This window comes from Delftia sp. Cs1-4 (assembly GCF_000214395.1).
In the GTDB taxonomy this organism is placed as follows: Bacteria; Pseudomonadota; Gammaproteobacteria; order Burkholderiales; family Burkholderiaceae_C; genus Comamonas; species Comamonas acidovorans.
Window position 1 is genome coordinate 3,416,384 of the sequence record NC_015563.1, and the last position, 15,559, is coordinate 3,431,942.

Consider the following 15,559-nt stretch of genomic DNA (forward strand, 5'->3'; position numbering starts at 1 on the left):
ATGTTAAATAATAAACGCAGATAACGGCCTGAGAGCCAAGGCAAGGCACTCCTCCAGTGCCTTGCCAGCTTCGTTTTCAGCTGTTCAGGACGGTTTCCAGGCCTTCAAGCTCCTGCTTCAGTAAAAGCGCGGTTTCCTGTGGCTCGAACTGGCGCTGCAGCAGCGGGATGGTGAAGACGTAGCTTGCATCGTGCACGCCGTGGGTTTCATCGCGGCGCAGGACGTAGGCCAGTTGCAGGCGTGCCAGGGACCGGCGCAAGGCCTGGGCCTGGCCGGTGGCGCCGTGGGACTGGACCAGGGCGTCGAGTGCGGTCAGGCTGGTCTGTCCTTGCTGGGCCGTGTGATAGACGGCGATGCGGTCCAGGCGACAGGCCTGTTCGTCGGTGCTCAAGCGGCCCCATCCCACCAGCGCGTCCTGCACGGGCTGGGATGCCATGGCCTGGCGCAGGTGGCGTTCTTCGATGACGCGTTCATCGGGTCCCAGGGCTTCCAGGCATTCCTGGCAGAGGATGGCGACCAGGTTGGCGCGCCTGCCGCTGGCCTCTATCAGCCGCTCGGCCAGAGTGTCGTTGGCAAAGCCCAGGCGCAGCCTGCGCAGCGGTTCGGTGGCCAGGGCGTGGCATGCCGCTGGCTCCAATCCCCCAATGGCCAGGATTTCGCCGAAGTTGCGCAGCGGCGACTGGTAGTCGAGCAGCGCTGCCGCGTACAGATCCCAGAATCCCGCCAGCATGAACCAGCAACGGCCCTCCTCGCTCAGCGCACGCAAGGCGCTGAGCTGGGGGTAGCCATTGCGGGCTTCGTCGCGGAAGAACAGGTCGGCCTCGTCGATCAGCAGGTACAGCCGCCTGCCCTGCGACTGCTTTTGCAGGTGTTCGATGATGGCCTCCAGCGGTGTTTCCACGGGAAGGCCGAACTGCGTGGCCAGGCGCGGCGTGAGGCGGTGGTCGCGCAGCGAGATGTAGTGGCAGGCGATGGCCGGATGCTCCTGCAGCCGCCGCTGCACGGCCTTGAGCAGGCTGCTTTTGCCGAGCTGGCGTCCTCCCACGACCAGGTAGTTGGCCGGTTCGCGGTTGAGCACGCGGGCCAGCAGGCGCTCGCGGCCAAAGAAAACGTCCTCGCGCGTTACGCCGCCGCGCGTCTGGTAGGGCGATATGCGCGTGACCTGCAACTGCGTGGCCAGCAGCCGCAGCAGCACCTGGTCCGGAGCGCCGCCCAGCAGCCATTCGGTCTGCCCCGGGCTGTCCAGCAGCACGTGCAGGTTGGCGCGGTCCTGGGCATGGCGCTGCAGCAGCGGCATGGGCGACTGCGGATGGTGCGGGCTCACGATGAGCACCACATCGCCGCCGGTTTGCAGCAGGCGCAGCTGGCGCACAAGCTCGCCCTCTTCCAGCTCCGCCGGGGGTGCATAGACCAGGCAACGGCCCAGGGCGATGGGCAGCTCGGGTGGCAGCGTCCACTCGAACATGTCGCCGGGCACGGGCCACTCGCCTTGCGCCGTTTTGCAGACGGCGGACAGGCGTTCGGCCAGGGCCCGCACGCGGGCGCCTGGGCTTGCGCCGGCAAGGCGCAGGGCCCGCTGCCAGTCCGGCGGGCGTATGCCTGCAGCGCGCAGGACGGCGGAACGGCGGCCGGTCAGCCGCAGCAGCCGGTCCAGCTGGGGCAGATGCTGGTAGGGCTTGCGGCGCAGGCGCTCGGGCTTGAGCTGTGCCGGGCCTATCAGCGGATGGCGCACCAGCCACAGCAGGGCCAGGCAGCCAAAGACCAGTGCGCTGGTCCAGATGACGCTGCGCAGCCATCCAAAGGGTTCATGCTCGGGCTGGCCCGGCGAGGGGCTGCAGTTCAGCGGCAGGTAGCGCGGCGGAGTCGGAGGCAGGCCGCCCTGGCAGCTCCAGTCCCAGCGTTGCCTGTCCAGTTGCAGCAGGACCTGGGTTCCGGCGAGCACGCCCATCTGGCTGTCGCGCACCACGTCCGCCTGCAGCACGAATGGACTGGGCGAGCTCATGCGCACGCGTGGTTCGGCAATGTCCGGCGCCACGCTGGCCAGGTCCTGCGGCCAGCTTTCATGCTGGCGCACATAGTCCATCAGGGCCAGGCGCCACAGGATGATTTCGTTCCAGACCCGGCCCGAGCTTTCCGCGCCCTGCAGGCTGCTGCGGGTGACGGGGTTGTAGCGGGGCAGCAGGATGGCCGTGCCGATGAACAGCGTGACCAAGGCGAGCAGCGCGGCGCGCCACCAGGATCTGGGCAGTTGCACAAGCCGGCCCAGGCCGCTCATGCCTGCAGCACCGCCACGGCGGCTTCGCGGGCAATGTCGCAGCGCCAGTGCAGATGGGCGCCCTCACCTGCTCCGCGCACCTGCAGCAGATTGCCCCAGAACAGGCGCCGCAGCACGGCATCCTGCAGATAGGGGCGTGCACGGCCCAGCGATGCCGCATCCACCAGCCCGCGCAGTTGCTCGCGCGTGGCAGGTTCCTGCGCCAGGGGCAGCAAGGTCTGCCACAGGCGCGCGCTGGCCACCAGATGGGCGCGCAGCAGGGGCGAGTGCACGGAAGCGACGCCCACGCCCTGCTCCACCAGCCATTGCAGCGCTTCCTCGAAAAGCGCGGGATGCCCGCCCGTCAGCGCCTGCAATGCCTCGATGACCTCGGCCGGCCAGGCCGTGCCGGGCCAGCGCTGGCGCGCCATCAGGGCCAGGTCTTCCAGCGTGGGATCGGGCCAGTGGGCCACCTGGCCGATGTTGAGCAGCGACAGGTCACCGCTGCGGTACTTGAGGTCGGCCAGGGCCTCGCTGCCGCACAGCAGCAAGTGCAGGCGGCCGCTGTGCATTTCGCTGAGGCTGCGCAGAATGCCGGCCAGTGTCTCGCGCAGCTGCGCCGTGCCCTGCTCGAAGCGGCTGACCAGGCAGAACAGCCGGCCGCCGGCCAGCAGGCGCTTTTCCAGCAGGGCCTCGAATTCGTAGTCCGAGCCCACTTCGCCCAGCCCGCATTGCCGGCCCAGGGCCGCAAAGTAGTCGGCCGCAGCCGTGCTCACGCTGTAGGGCGGCTGGATGTGCAACACCGCCTCGGCGCCATACTGGGCGCGGGCGCGCAGCAGCAGTTCCTGGCGAAACGGGGGCTGCCCCCAGTGCGCGGGCGACAGCAGCATGGTGATGGCATAGGGCCGGGCCTGGGCCAGCTGGGCGAAAAGCCGGTCCATGAAGCCTGCAAAAGGCTGGGCGCCGGCGGCGGGGGCCTGCAGCGGAAACTCCGTGGCAAAGCCAGCGGCGGAGAACAGGCGATTGGTCTCCGCCTCCGTCAGGCGCAGGTACTGGGCGCAGGCGGCCAGCCGGTCGCGCGAGCGTGGATTGGGCAGGGAAACCCCATTCCTCCAGTTGTTGACGGCTTCCCGGCTCAGCCCGATCTCGGTGGCCACGCCCGAGGCGCTGGCGCGGATGCGGCGCATATACAGCCCCAGCAAATGGCCGAAATCCTCGTGAACGCCTGGTGCCACGGCAGCCCCCTGTTCAATGGCAGTGGGCTGCATCAGCGACGGCTCCGCTCAGGAAAACAGCGCCTGCTGGCGCAGATCCGTCCTGCCGGGGCCATGGTCCGTATCCTCATCCTGTTCACCCTCTCCTGGGATTCAGCTGGTCTTGTGCAATTTGTTTCATTTTGCCGAGCGCGGATTGTCTCAGGATGCGGCATCCCCGCCACCCTGCCCCGCAAACTCCCGTCGCGCGCCGGCCATGCGGTACAGCGGCAGCACCACCGCCAGCACCAATCCCAAAGCCAGCCAGAGCCACAGTCCCTTGCCTCTGAAGGCCAGGGCCGCAATGACGGTGAAGGCCACGGCCTCGCACAGCCCGCGAAAGCCGGCCCGCAGCATGAACAGCCCCACGATGCCCTGCACGGGCGACACGCCGCTCTTGCGCAGGCTGGCCATGGTGTCCAGCAGGGCCTGCACGGATTCCTGGGCCTGGCGGTCACGCTCCTGGTCCCGCTCGCGCAGCCGGGTGATGGTCATGGGCTGGGCCGGATTGGTGAGGGCGGTGCCGTCGGCGCCCTCTTCCTGGCCGGGCTGCGGGTAGACCTCGCCATCCGTATCGACCAGCACCTGGCGCTCCGGGTAACGGGACAGCCAGGCGTGGTGGCTGACCCATTGGCCGGCATCGAAGTGGTAGCGCTCGCTCTCGCCCACCTGGTCGTAGAAGACATGCAGCACCGCCGCCTGCAGCCCGTGCTGGAACAGCGTCTCCAGCAATCGCCAGGGCATGCCGGCCGTGGTGCGGGTGTCAAAGCCCAGCTCCAGGTGCTGGGGATGGCCCAGGGCGCTGGCATTGACCCAGTCGTCATCCCACAGCGCGGACCGGTCCAGGGCGGGGTCCAGCTCATGGATCCAGCGCTCGGCCTGCTCCCAGGACTGCCGGGCCAGGTACTGGCAGATCAGTTGCACGCGGCGCAGCTGCAGGGGCGTATCGAAGAACAGATAGAGGTGATGGACGTTGCTGGACATGGCGGGCCTGAGGCGTTTGCAGGAATGCCGCGATTGTTCAATTGCAGCCGCCAGCCGGCCCTCCCAGGCCTGTCCAGCACGCGGCTGGCAGGCGCTCCCACCGGTTGACATTCTGTCCACTGCAAGAAGCGGGATGCAGGCGCTGCGGCGCCGCCCTAGACTGCGGCAATTGCCCACAGCGCCCATACCGCCAACCCAGCCCGCCATGCACAACCTCGGTCTTTTCGACAACGAAGCTTGCGAATCCGCCCCGCCCTGCCACTGGACGCAGATGGAGCACCAGCTCGATGAGCAAGGCTGCGCGCGCCTGCCCGGCCTGCTGGATGCGCAGCAGTGCCGCGACCTGGCCGCTCTTTACGCAAGGGAGGACGGCTTTCGCTCCCGCATCGTCATGGCACGCCACGGTTTCGGGCGCGGCGAGTACCAATATTTCGACTACCCCTTGCCACCGCTGCTGCAGCGCCTGCGCGAGCAGCTGTATCTGAGCCTGGCGCCGGTGGCCAATCTCTGGAACCAGCGCATGGGGCTGGAGGTGCGCTATCCGGACCGGCTGCAGGACTTCCTGGCGCGCTGCCACGCGCAGGGCCAGTTGCGGCCCACGCCGCTCATCCTTCAATACGGTGCGGGCGACTACAACTGCCTGCACCAGGATGTCTATGGAGAGCATGTGTTTCCGCTGCAGGTGGTGCTGCTGCTGTCGCGGCCCGGGCAGGACTTCACGGGTGGCGAGTTCGTCATCACCCAGGCCGATGGCGACCGGCAGCGGGCCGACGTGATGGCACTGGACCAGGGCGATGCGCTGGTCCTGGCCGTGCGCCACCGGCCCGTGCCCGGGCGGCGCACCGGCTACCGCCGCGTGGCCATGCGCCATGGGGTCAGCCGCATCCACAGCGGCCATCGCCATACCGTGGGGCTGATCTTTCATGACGCACTTTGATGGATGGCCGGTATGAGCACGCTGGATCTTTTCGCCGATGAACAGCCCACCGGGGCCGAATCCATAGGCCCCCAATCCGTGGTGCTGCGCGGCCATGCCCTGCCACATGCCGCGCAGCTGCTGGAGGCGGTCGAAGGCATTGCGGCGCGGGCGCCGCTGCGCCATCTGGTCACGCCGGGCGGCTTCACCATGTCGGTGGCCATGACCAACTGCGGCGCGCTGGGCTGGACCAGCGACAGGCGCGGCTACCGCTATAGCGCCATCGACCCACTCAGCGGCCAGCCCTGGCCCGCCATGCCGGCCCTGTTTGTCCGGCTGGCGGGCGAGGCGGCCGCTGCGGCGGGGTTCGAAGGTTTTGTGCCCGATGCCTGCCTCATCAACCAGTACCTGCCCGGCACCCGGCTTTCCCTGCACCAGGACCGCGACGAGCGCGACCTGGGCGCGCCCATTGTCTCGGTGTCCCTGGGCATGCCGGCCACTTTTCTGTTTGGAGGATTGGCGCGGGCGGACAGCACGGCCAGGGTGCCGCTGCAGCATGGCGACGTGGTGGTCTGGGGCGGCGTGGATCGGCTGCGCCATCACGGCGTGCTGCCGCTCAAGGACCAGCCTCACCCGCTGCTGGGCGGGCGGCGCATCAATCTCACTTTTCGCAAGGCGGGCTGAATGGTTGGACGGTCTGAAATGGATAGGCTCAACAGCCAGGATCGCTTCGCGCGCCTGAATTGGGCGCGGATTGCCGCTGAGCTCGATGCCGAAGGCCATGCCCTGCTGCCGCAGCTGCTGACTGCGGATGAAAGCCGCGCCTTGGCCCGCGAGGCGGCCGCCGCGTCTGGCCTGCCGCCCTCCATGCAGGCATGGCGCCCGGTGCTGTACGGGCATCTGCTGGCCCTGGCCAACCGCTGGCGCGAACACATGGGCATGCAGCCTGAGTTGCCGGGCTGCTTCGAGGATTTCATGCGTGCGGGCAGGCAAGCAGGCCAGACGCAGCCGCAGTCACAGCCACAGCCACATCTGCTGCGCGTGCCGCAAGCGGGTCATGCCCCGCTGCGTTCATACAGCGAAGGTGCGGCGGTGTTTCCGCTGCAGCTGGTGCTGCTGCTGTCCCGGCCGGGCCAGGATTTCGAGGGCGGCGAATTCGTGATGACCGAGCAGCGCCCGCGCATGCAATCGCGCCCCATGGTGCTGCCGCTGGGCCTGGGGGATGCGGCCATCATCGCCACGGGGCCGCGCCCGGTGCGCGGTGCGTCAGGCTTTTACCGCGTGCACCTGCGGCATGCCATCAGCCGCGTTCACCGTGGCGAGTGGCTGGGTCTGGAGCTGCTGTTGCACGACGTGCCCCAGGCGCCCAAGGCTCTGCAAACAGAGCGCTGGCTATAATGCCGCGCCTGCAAAGGCATCCGTGCAACAGGTGTCCGCATGCCAGCCATGGGGATGAAACGGGAACAAGGTGACTGCCAGCAAATGCTTTTTGCGCTGCCGGCACAGGCCTTGGCTGCCCCCGCAACGGTAAACAAGTCAAGGCGCTCCATGCCTGTCCCGCCAGTCTCCGCAACCCTGCGGAGGGGCGATGACAGGCTGTCACTGATTCATGGCGTGGTCTGCAACATGCAGCTTTTCGCGGGTGGATTGGGAAGACGGGGCGCTGGGCGCAAGGCATGTCCTTGCGCCGCTTGTGAGCCCGGAGACCGGCCTGCTGCGTTTCTCGCCTGCTGTGCAGGCGTTTTCTTGACTGTCTGCGGGGTGCGGATGGCAACGTCCTGCGCCCTTTCCTCCCACGCTGGCTGGAGAGGTGGCAGTGCCTTGCTTTCGCATCAGACGGTCGAAGACCGATGTTCGAAATGCATTCTTCCTTTTCCAGGGTTTCCAGCGCTCGCGCTGCCCAGTCCCTTTCCGTGCGGCTGAGCCCGCTGGCCCTGGCCTGCGCCTTCATCTGCCTGCCGGCGCAGGCTCAAACACAAACCCCCACCCCAACGCCCCCATCAACCGCCCTGCCCGAGGTCCAGGTCACCGGCCAGGCCGAACGCATCGGCCAGCAACTGGCCCAGCCTGCGCGCTCTGCCAGCCATACCGGCGTCTCCAACCAGGAAGTGCCGGCCAGCGTGGATGGTGTTTCTGCCGAGCAGATGCAGGAGCGCGGCGACTACGCCCTGGTGGACGCCGTCACGCGCACCGTGGGCCTGACCTCCAGCAGCACGCCGGGCAATGGTGGCCTGTCCTTCAGCAGCCGCGGCTTTGCGGGCGTGAACTCCGTGGGCGTGGCCGAAGACGGCATGGTGCTGGGCGTGGCCGCCGGCACCACGGCCTATCCGGGTGACAGCTGGGGCTACGAGCGCATCGACGTGCTGCGCGGCCCGGCCTCGCTGATGTATGGCAGCGGCACCATGGGCGCCACGGTCAACGCCATCCGCAAGCAGCCCAGCCGCACCAGCTCGGCCGAGGTGCTGGTGGGCGCGGGCACGGACGACACGCTGCGCCTGGGCCTGGGCGTGACCGGCGCCCTGGGCGCCTATGCCAGCTACCGCATCGACAGCTACACCGCACGCAGCGCAGGCGAGCGCGATCTGGACCAGTCGCGCAACGGCAAGTTCATGAGCACGCTGCGCTTGGAGCCCACGAGCGACCTGCAGATCGACCTGATTGCCGACCGCAGCGTGCAAAAGCCCAGCCGCTACTGGGGCACGCCGGGCCTGGACGGCAAGGTGGTGGAGTCGCTGCGCGACCGCAACTACAACGCCGAAGACAGCGTGCTGCGCTATGCCGACGAGCGCCTGCGCGCCAAGGTGCAATGGAAGGCCAATGACTGGCTGACGGTGCGCAACGAGCTGTACCACGTGAAGTCCGACCGCCACTGGCGCAACATCGAGGCCTACGCGCTCAACCCCGCCACCTGGACCGTGGGCCGCTCCGACTACCTGGAAATCCTGCACGACCTGGAGCAGACCGGCAACCGCCTGGGCCTGAACGTGGACCGGGGCTCGCACAAGATCGCCATGGGCTGGGAGGCCGCGCGCATCAACCTGCGGCTGTCCAACAACTCGCCCTATGGCGGCTCGTCCACGGTCTCGGCCTGGGATCCCGTGCATGGCAGCTGGGCCAGCCCCGATCTCACCGCCGCCAAGACAGAAACCGGCGTGACCCAGCATGCCCTGTACCTGGAAGATGCCTGGCGCATCAGCAACCGCTGGCTGGCCATGGCCGGCCTGCGCCGCGATGTCTACGACTTTGCCAGCCACTCGCTGGTGGGCGGCACGGATTTCAACAAGACGCTGGCCGCCACCTCCTGGCGCCTGGGCCTGACCTATGAGCTGGCCCGCAACACCCATGTCTATGGGCAGATCAGCTCGGGACACGATCCCGTCAACAGCCTGGTGTCGCTGAACCTGGCCAACACGGCTTACAAGCTGAGCAAGGGCCGCCAGGCCGAGATCGGCATCAAGCAGCAGGTGGCCGGCGGGCGCGGAGAGTGGACGCTGGCCGTGTTCGACATCAAGAAGGACGACATCATCACGCGCGACCCGGACCGGCCGGCCATCTCCATCCAGGGCGGCAGCCAGTCCTCGCGCGGGGCGGAAGCCACCGCCACCTTCCAGGCCACGCCCGCCCTGCGCCTGGAGGGCAATCTGTCCTATGTGGACGCCCAGTTCGACAAGCTCATCGAGGCCGGCGGCAACCGCGCAGGCAACCGTCCGCAGAACGTGGCCAAGACCACGGCCAACCTTTGGGGCCACTACCGCGTGGGCGCCTGGCAGGCCTCGCTGGGCCTGCGCTACGTGGGTGACCGCTTTGGCAACAACGCCAATACCGTGAACCTGCCCGCCTACACCGTGGCCGACGCCGCGCTGAGCTGGCAGGTGGACCCGCGCACCACCCTGAGCCTGATCGGCCGCAACCTGGCCGACAGGGTCTATGTGGGATCGAGCTACGGCAGCCAGTTCCTGGTCGGGCAAGGCCGCCGCTTCGAGATCGCGGCCCATATCCGGTTCTGATGGCCATGGCGCGCTCCAAAAGCCTCCACGGTCTCCACGGCCTGTGCGCTGGCGCCCTGGCGGCCACCCTGCTGCTGGCCGGCTGCTCGCGCAGCGATTCCGGCACCACCAGTGAACTGCCGGCACCGGCTGCCGCACCGCAGGCGGCCGTGACCGTCAATGTCTGCGGCAGCCCCGTGACCTACGCCAGCGCACCGCTGCGCGCCGTGACCCATGACGTGAACATCACCGAGATGTTCCTCTTTCTGGGCCTGGGCGATCGGCTGGTGGGCTACAGCGGTATCACGCAGGCCAAGCAGATCGACCCGGCCTTCCAGGCCCAGCTGGCCCGCGTGCCGCGGCTGGCGGAGCGCGAGATGAACCTGGAGGCCATCCTGGGCGCCTCGGCAGATTTCGTCTTCGGAGGCTGGAGCTACGGTTTTCGCCAGGGCCAGATCACGCCCGAGGTGCTGCAGCGCCACGGCATTGCCTCATATGTGCTGTCCGAATCGTGCATCCGCGTGGGGCCGCGCAGCCAGGTGGCGCTGGAAGACGGCCTGACCGACCTGCGCAACCTGGGCCGCATCTTCCGCATCGACGCCCATGCCGAGCAACTGGCGCAGGGGCTGGAGCGCGACCTGAAGGACCTGCGCGAGCGCATGCAGGGCGTGCGGCAGCGGCCTTCGGTCTTCGTCTACGACAGCGGCCAGGACATCCCCGTGACCGTGGGCCGCTACGGCATGCCGCAGGCCATGATCGAGGAAGCGGGCGGGCGCAACATCTTCGACGACATTCCCAGCAACTGGCCTGCAGGCAACTGGGAGGACGTGGTGCAGCGCAATCCGCAGTGGATCGTCATCATCGACTACGGCCAGCCCCATGCGCAGGGCAAGATCGACTTCCTGCTGGCCAAGCCCGAGCTGGCCGGCGTTGATGCCATCCGCGAAAAGCGGTTCTTCGTGATGACCTATGCCGAGGCCACGCCCGGCCCGCGCAATATTGCGCGGACCCGCGCCCTGGCGCAGGCCCTGCACCCCGACCGCATGCCGGCGCCCAGCCATGCGGCCAACTGACTCCCGCTGGCCCAGGCGCCCGGGCGCCGCCCGCCTCTGGTGCCTGCTGCTGTTCGCGGCCCTGTTGCTGGTGATGACGCTGGCCATCACCTGGGGGCCCGTGGACATGCCGGCGGGCACGGTCTGGCGCATTGCCTGGAGCCGGCTGCTGCAGGTGCTGGGCATGCAGCCGCCGCCACTGGAGGGCATCACGCCGCAGCACCAGCAGATCGTCTGGCTGATCCGCATGCCGCGCGTGCTGCTGGCGGCCCTGGTGGGCGCGGGGCTTGCCGTGGTGGGCACCATCATGCAGGCCATGGTGCGCAATCCGCTGGCCGATCCCTATCTGCTGGGCGTGTCCTCGGGCGCGTCGGTGGGCGCGGTGGCCGTGCTGGCCTTCGGTGCGCTGGCCTCGGCCGGCATGTACGCCCTCACGGCCGGGGCCTTTGCCGGGGCGCTGGCGGCCACCGTCGCCGTCTACCTGCTGGCGCGCTCCCAGGGCCGCATCCACGCCACGCGGCTGATCCTGGGTGGCGTGGCCATCGGCTATGTGCTGGCGGGCGTGACCAGCCTGATCACTCTGTCATCGGGCCAGCGCGACCTGGCCAATGCCCTGCTGACCTGGACGCTGGGCAGCCTGGCCGGCACGCAGTGGGAGGAACTGGGCATTCCCGCTGCCGTGCTGGCCGCGGGAATGCTCTGGCTGGGGCTGCAGACGCGCCCGCTCAACGCCCTGCTGGCCGGTGACGAGGCCGCCGCCACGCTGGGCGTGGACACGGCACGGCTGCGGCGCGCACTGTTCCTGGCGGTGTCGCTGCTCACGGGCACCATGGTGGCGGTCAGCGGCGCCATCGGCTTTGTGGGGCTGATCGTGCCGCACGCCGCGCGCATGCTGGTGGGCACGGACCACCGGCGCGTGCTGCCCGTGGCCGCCCTGGCCGGCGCCCTGCTGCTGGTGCTGGTGGATCTTGTCGCGCGCACGGCCTTTGCGCCCATGGAACTGCCCGTGGGCGTGATCACCTCGCTGATCGGCGGACCCTTCTTCGTCTGGATGCTGGTGCGCCAGCCGGTGCAGGGAGGGCGCGGCCCATGAAGCTGCAAGCCCAGGACCTGTGCTGGAGCGCCGATGCCCGGCGTGCCGACGCCCGGCGCATCGTGGACCAGGCCAGCCTCGCCCTGCACAGCGGCGAATGCGTGGGGCTCATCGGCCCCAACGGCAGCGGCAAATCCACCCTGCTGCGCATGCTCTACCGCGTGCTGCGCCCCGACGCGGGCTGCGTGCTGCTGGACCAGCGCGACATCCGGGACATGACGGCGCGCGAGTTCGCGGCCCAGGTCTCGGTCCTGGCGCAGGAGGCGCCGCAGAGCTTTGATTTCACCGTGCGCGAGGCGGTGATGATGGGCCGCATCCCCCACCAGTCCCCCTGGGCGGGCGACAGCGCCGAGGACCTCGCCTGCATGCGGCAGGCGCTGGCCCAGGTGAATGCCTTGGCGCTGGAGGAGCGGCGTTTCTCCAGCCTTTCCGGCGGCGAGAAGCAACGCGTTCTCGTGGCCCGCGCGCTGGCCCAGCAGCCTCGGCTGATGCTGCTGGACGAGCCCACCAACCACCTGGACATACGCCATCAGCTGGAGTTGATGTCACTGGTACGGCGCCTGCAGATCAGCAGCATCGTCGCCCTGCACGACCTCAATATCGCCGCCCACTACTGCGACCGTCTCTATCTCATGGAACAAGGCCGCATCGTTGCCCATGGCACACCGGCCCAGGTACTGACCCCGGCCACCATCGGCCAGGTCTACGGCGTGGCTGCGGAGGTGGACATCCATGCCGCCACCGGCCGGCTGCGCATCAGCTTCATTCCCGATGAACTCCTCTGAAACATCCATTCCGCCCGGGCCCGACGCCGTCATCGTGCTGGGCCGCGGCGGCACGGGCGCAGCATCGCGCCAAAGCCTGATCGAACTGGCCGATGCCTTGCGCCAGACGCTGGAGCCGGCCTGCAAGGTCGTCACATCCTTCGTGGACAAGGCCGCCCCCTCGCTGCCCGCGGCGCTGCAGCAGTGCCTGCCGGCCCGCTCCATCGTCGTGCTGCCCCTGTTCTCGCCCGACGAGCCTGCCCTGCTGCGCTGGCTGCACAAGCTGGCCATGCGCTGGCGCTCGCAGTTGCCGGACCAGGGCGTGCAGGTGCGGTTTGCCGACCATCTGCTGGGCGCCCCCGCCATGCCCGCGCTGCTGCTGCCGCAGATCAGGCAAGCACTGCAGACCCCGGATGTGGCCGAAACCGCAGGCGACCAATGGCAGCACGATCCCCAGGCCTGGTCCCAGGTGCCGGACCACCAGCACCACGCCCTGGTCTGCACGGGACCGCGCTGCACCGCCCTGGGCGCCGTGGCCGTCTGGCAAAGCCTGGGCGAGGCCGTGCAGGCCAGCAGCGAACTGCGTGCCAGGCTGCGCCTGCTGCAGACCAGCTGCCAGTACCCCTGCAACCATGGTCCGCTGGCCATCGTCTATCCGGACGGCGTCTGGTACGGGCGGCTCACGGCCGAGAATGCCGCCGAAGTGATCGAAACCCATGTGCTCTCGCGGCAGGTCTGCGCGGAGCACCATGTGCACGGGCCTGTGGAGCTGGGGACGCGGGCTTCGTGATGGATCAGGGCTGTGCCGCCTCCAGCTCCGCCAGCCTCACCGCCACAAAATCCCGCAACGCACGCACCAGCGGCGTGAACTGCCTGCGGCTGGGGGCGACCAGGAACAGCGGAACGCACTCGGTCGTCCAGTCGGTGCACAGCGCAAGAAGGCGGCCCCGGGCCAGGTCCTCGGCCACGTCGAAATACGACTTGTAGGCAATCCCCCGCCCGGCCACGGCCCAGCGCCGCACGGCATCTCCGTCATTGGCCACATTGCGGCCGCGCACCCGGACATGGACGGGCTCTGGTACGGCTGCCCCCTGCCCTGCCGGCCAGAAGCTCCAGCGGTCGTGCACTTCCTCGCCCAGCATGAAGCACAGGCAGTCATGGCCGGCCAGGTCGTGGGGCGTGGCGGGGGCGCCACGCTGCTGCAGATAGGAAGGCGCGGCGCAGAGCACGCGGCGGTGCGTGTCCGACAGCGGCAAGGCCACCAGGCTGGAATCCTGCGGCCTGCCATAGCGAAAAGCCGCGTCCACGGGCTCGCTGTAGACATTGGCCGCGCGGTCGGACAAGTGCAGGCGCAGATCCACGCCTGCGTGCTGGCTCTGGAACTCGTCCAGCCAGGGCATGAGCACGTTGCGGCCCAGGTCGGAGGGGGCGGCCAGTTGCAGCGTGCCGCGCAAAGCGGCCTGGCCGCCAGCCAACTGGTCGCGCACCTGGCGCAGGCCGGCCAGCGCGGGGCGGCAGTGCTCCAGAAACAGCTCGCCCTCCTGCGTGAGCCGCAGGCTGCGCGTGGAGCGCACGAACAGGGTCACGCCCAGCTCTGCCTCCAGCCGCTTGAGCGCTGCGCTGGCCGCAGCCGGGGTCAGGTCCAGGGCACGCGCCGTGGCCGAGAGGCTGCCGCTGTCTGCGGTGCGCACGAAGATATCCAGGTCTTGCAGGCTTTTCATGGGCATTCGCCAGGCTTTGATTTTCAAAAACTATTTGAAGCTTAGTCCAACGAGAAAGCCATTTGTCGTGCTTGCGCCAACTGGGCGCAGGGCCTGGGATGGAAGCCGGTTTCCATCCTTTGGCAGCGGATCTTGGCGCCCCGGCAACCGTAGTATGGTTGCCGCCATGCAGCTCAAACATTTCGCCGGTGCCCTGGCTGGCAGCCTTGTGTTCGCCACAGCCACGGCAGGGGTCACCGCAGCCAAGACCCCCTCCTATCCCGATGCCGATGCGAGCGACCCCGCAAAGCTGGGCTGGATGGTGGGCTCGCCGCCACCCCCGGACCGGATGCTGCGCTTCGATGACGGCTCCTATTTCCAGTTTCCCGCCATGCGCTGGAGCGTCTCGCACTTTCGCCAGCTCATGCCCACGGTGAATGTGTCGCGCGGCCTGGCGCCTGCGGCGCCGCTGGCCCAGGCGCTGCGCGAAGACATCGACGAGCTGCGCTTCACACCCCTGGGTGCCAGCCAGCCCATGACCTGGCGCGATTCGCTCAAGGCCAACTACACCGATGGCATCGTGGTGCTGCACAAGGGCCGCGTGATCTATGAGCGCTACTTCGGCGTGCTCAAACCCGAAGGCCAGCACGGCGCCATGTCGGTGACCAAGTCCTTCGTCGGCACGCTGGCGGCCATGCTGGCTGCCGAGGGGCAGCTCGACCCCTCGCGCCGCGTGTCGGAGTACGTGCCCGAGCTGGCGGCCTCGGCCTTCGGCAATGCCACGGTGCGCCAACTCATGGACATGACCACGGGCATTCGCTTCAGCGAAGACTATGCGGATCCCCAGGCCGAGGTCTGGGCGCACGCGGCAGCGGGCAACCCGCTGCCCAAGGCCAAGGACTACACCGGGCCGCGCAGCTACTACGAATTCCTGCAGACCGTGAAGCCCGAAGGCGTGCACGGCAAGGCCTTCGGCTATCGCACGGCCAATACCGATGCGCTGGGCTGGGTGCTGGCGCGCGTGAGCGGCCAATCGGTGGCCGATCTGCTGTCCGAGCGCATCTGGAGCCGCCTGGGCGCCGAGCAGAATGCCTACATGTCGGTGGACTCCACGGGCACGCCCTTTGCAGGCGGCGGCCTGAACCTGGGCCTGCGGGACCTGGCGCGCTTTGGCGAGATGCTGCGCAACCGGGGCCAGTTCAACGGCCAGCAGATCGTTCCCGCAGCGGCCGTGGACGATATCCGCCGTGGCGGCGATGCGGCGGCCTTTGCCAAGGCCGGCTACAAGCTGCTGCCGGGCTGGACCTATCGCAACATGTGGTGGGTCACGCACAACGCCCATGGCGCCTTCGCGGCGCGCGGCGTGCATGGCCAGACCGTCTACATCGATCCCAAGGCACAGATGGTGATTGCGCGCTTCGCTTCCCACCCGGTGGCTGGCAATGCGGCCAATGACCCGACCTCGCTGCCCGCCTACGAGGCGCTGGGCAGGCTGCTGGCTGGGGAGCGCTGAGGCGCTGAAGGGGCGCGAATTTCCCGCATAGGCTTCGGCGGCCA

At 68.6% G+C, this 15,559-nt stretch carries 13 protein-coding genes and 1 riboswitch; of the genes, 9 read left to right on the forward strand and 4 right to left on the reverse strand.

What is annotated here, in order from left to right:
• Positions 1-76: 76 nt before the first annotated feature.
• The 3 genes from DELCS14_RS15005 to DELCS14_RS15015 form a co-directional block, all read right to left on the reverse strand.
• A complete protein-coding gene (locus tag DELCS14_RS15005; RefSeq protein ID WP_013802403.1) occupies positions 77-2,275 on the reverse strand; it encodes an AAA family ATPase in 2,199 nt (732 codons plus the stop codon).
• On the reverse strand, positions 2,272-3,522 hold the full coding sequence (locus DELCS14_RS15010) for a hypothetical protein (RefSeq protein ID WP_013802404.1): 1,251 nt from the start codon (positions 3,520-3,522) through the stop codon (positions 2,272-2,274). The genes DELCS14_RS15005 and DELCS14_RS15010 overlap by 4 nt, the downstream gene beginning before the upstream one ends.
• A 147-nt stretch (positions 3,523-3,669) precedes the next feature.
• Positions 3,670-4,491 carry a hypothetical protein gene (locus tag DELCS14_RS15015; protein WP_013802405.1) on the reverse strand — a complete coding sequence of 274 codons (822 nt, stop codon included), beginning with the start codon at positions 4,489-4,491 and terminating at the stop codon, positions 3,670-3,672.
• A gap of 205 nt (positions 4,492-4,696) precedes the next feature.
• Here DELCS14_RS15015 and DELCS14_RS15020 point away from each other — a divergent pair, with 205 nt between their 5' ends.
• The 8 genes from DELCS14_RS15020 (at position 4,697) to DELCS14_RS15055 (ending at position 13,092) form a co-directional block, all read left to right on the forward strand.
• The gene (locus DELCS14_RS15020) at positions 4,697-5,428 is read left to right on the forward strand and encodes a 2OG-Fe(II) oxygenase (RefSeq protein WP_043796155.1); all 732 of its coding nucleotides are present in this window, start codon (positions 4,697-4,699) and stop codon (positions 5,426-5,428) included.
• Positions 5,429-5,440: 12 nt separating this feature from the next.
• A complete protein-coding gene (gene alkB / locus DELCS14_RS15025; RefSeq protein WP_013802407.1) occupies positions 5,441-6,091 on the forward strand; it encodes a DNA oxidative demethylase AlkB in 651 nt (216 codons plus the stop codon).
• A gap of 18 nt (positions 6,092-6,109) precedes the next feature.
• A complete protein-coding gene (locus tag DELCS14_RS15030) occupies positions 6,110-6,805 on the forward strand; it encodes a 2OG-Fe(II) oxygenase (protein ID WP_013802408.1) in 696 nt (231 codons plus the stop codon).
• Positions 6,806-6,817: 12 nt separating this feature from the next.
• Positions 6,818-7,137: riboswitch (cobalamin riboswitch) on the forward strand.
• 120 nt (positions 7,138-7,257) lie between these two features.
• Positions 7,258-9,414 (forward strand): TonB-dependent receptor, encoded by a 2,157-nt coding sequence (locus DELCS14_RS15035; protein ID WP_013802409.1) that lies wholly within the window; start codon positions 7,258-7,260, stop codon positions 9,412-9,414.
• On the forward strand, positions 9,414-10,466 hold the full coding sequence (locus tag DELCS14_RS15040) for an ABC transporter substrate-binding protein (RefSeq protein ID WP_013802410.1): 1,053 nt from the start codon (positions 9,414-9,416) through the stop codon (positions 10,464-10,466). The genes DELCS14_RS15035 and DELCS14_RS15040 overlap by 1 nt, the downstream gene beginning before the upstream one ends.
• Positions 10,453-11,538, forward strand: coding sequence for an iron ABC transporter permease (locus DELCS14_RS15045; protein ID WP_013802411.1), 1,086 nt, complete (start codon positions 10,453-10,455; stop codon positions 11,536-11,538). The genes DELCS14_RS15040 and DELCS14_RS15045 overlap by 14 nt, the downstream gene beginning before the upstream one ends.
• Positions 11,535-12,323, forward strand: coding sequence for an ABC transporter ATP-binding protein (locus DELCS14_RS15050; RefSeq protein ID WP_013802412.1), 789 nt, complete (start codon positions 11,535-11,537; stop codon positions 12,321-12,323). The genes DELCS14_RS15045 and DELCS14_RS15050 overlap by 4 nt, the downstream gene beginning before the upstream one ends.
• Positions 12,310-13,092 (forward strand): (2Fe-2S) ferredoxin domain-containing protein, encoded by a 783-nt coding sequence (locus tag DELCS14_RS15055; protein WP_228676758.1) that lies wholly within the window; start codon positions 12,310-12,312, stop codon positions 13,090-13,092. Before DELCS14_RS15050 ends, DELCS14_RS15055 begins: the two co-directional genes overlap by 14 nt.
• A gap of 4 nt (positions 13,093-13,096) precedes the next feature.
• On the opposite strand, the gene DELCS14_RS15060 is transcribed toward DELCS14_RS15055, so the two are convergent.
• Positions 13,097-14,023, reverse strand: coding sequence for a LysR family transcriptional regulator (locus tag DELCS14_RS15060; RefSeq protein ID WP_013802414.1), 927 nt, complete (start codon positions 14,021-14,023; stop codon positions 13,097-13,099).
• 166 nt (positions 14,024-14,189) lie between these two features.
• On the opposite strand from DELCS14_RS15060, the gene DELCS14_RS15065 reads away from it, so the two are divergent.
• A complete protein-coding gene (locus DELCS14_RS15065; protein ID WP_013802415.1) occupies positions 14,190-15,515 on the forward strand; it encodes a serine hydrolase in 1,326 nt (441 codons plus the stop codon).
• The last annotated feature ends 44 nt before the right edge of the window (positions 15,516-15,559 follow it).

Excerpts from the sequence above, each read along its gene's own strand:
- DELCS14_RS15065 (WP_013802415.1), top strand. The coding sequence starts at position 14,190 with ATGCAGCTCAAACATTTCGCCGGTGCCCTGGCTGGCAGCCTTGTGTTC.
- DELCS14_RS15050 (WP_013802412.1), top strand. The coding sequence starts at position 11,535 with ATGAAGCTGCAAGCCCAGGACCTGTGCTGGAGCGCCGATGCCCGGCGT.
- DELCS14_RS15005 (WP_013802403.1), bottom strand. The coding sequence starts at position 2,275 with ATGAGCGGCCTGGGCCGGCTTGTGCAACTGCCCAGATCCTGGTGGCGC.
- alkB (WP_013802407.1), top strand. The coding sequence starts at position 5,441 with ATGAGCACGCTGGATCTTTTCGCCGATGAACAGCCCACCGGGGCCGAA.
- DELCS14_RS15060 (WP_013802414.1), bottom strand. The coding sequence starts at position 14,023 with ATGAAAAGCCTGCAAGACCTGGATATCTTCGTGCGCACCGCAGACAGC.
- DELCS14_RS15045 (WP_013802411.1), top strand. The coding sequence starts at position 10,453 with ATGCGGCCAACTGACTCCCGCTGGCCCAGGCGCCCGGGCGCCGCCCGC.
- DELCS14_RS15015 (WP_013802405.1), bottom strand. The coding sequence starts at position 4,491 with ATGTCCAGCAACGTCCATCACCTCTATCTGTTCTTCGATACGCCCCTG.
- DELCS14_RS15055 (WP_228676758.1), top strand. The coding sequence starts at position 12,310 with ATGAACTCCTCTGAAACATCCATTCCGCCCGGGCCCGACGCCGTCATC.
- DELCS14_RS15020 (WP_043796155.1), top strand. The coding sequence starts at position 4,697 with ATGCACAACCTCGGTCTTTTCGACAACGAAGCTTGCGAATCCGCCCCG.
- DELCS14_RS15035 (WP_013802409.1), top strand. The coding sequence starts at position 7,258 with ATGTTCGAAATGCATTCTTCCTTTTCCAGGGTTTCCAGCGCTCGCGCT.
- DELCS14_RS15030 (WP_013802408.1), top strand. The coding sequence starts at position 6,110 with ATGGATAGGCTCAACAGCCAGGATCGCTTCGCGCGCCTGAATTGGGCG.
- DELCS14_RS15040 (WP_013802410.1), top strand. The coding sequence starts at position 9,414 with ATGGCCATGGCGCGCTCCAAAAGCCTCCACGGTCTCCACGGCCTGTGC.
- DELCS14_RS15010 (WP_013802404.1), bottom strand. The coding sequence starts at position 3,522 with ATGCAGCCCACTGCCATTGAACAGGGGGCTGCCGTGGCACCAGGCGTT.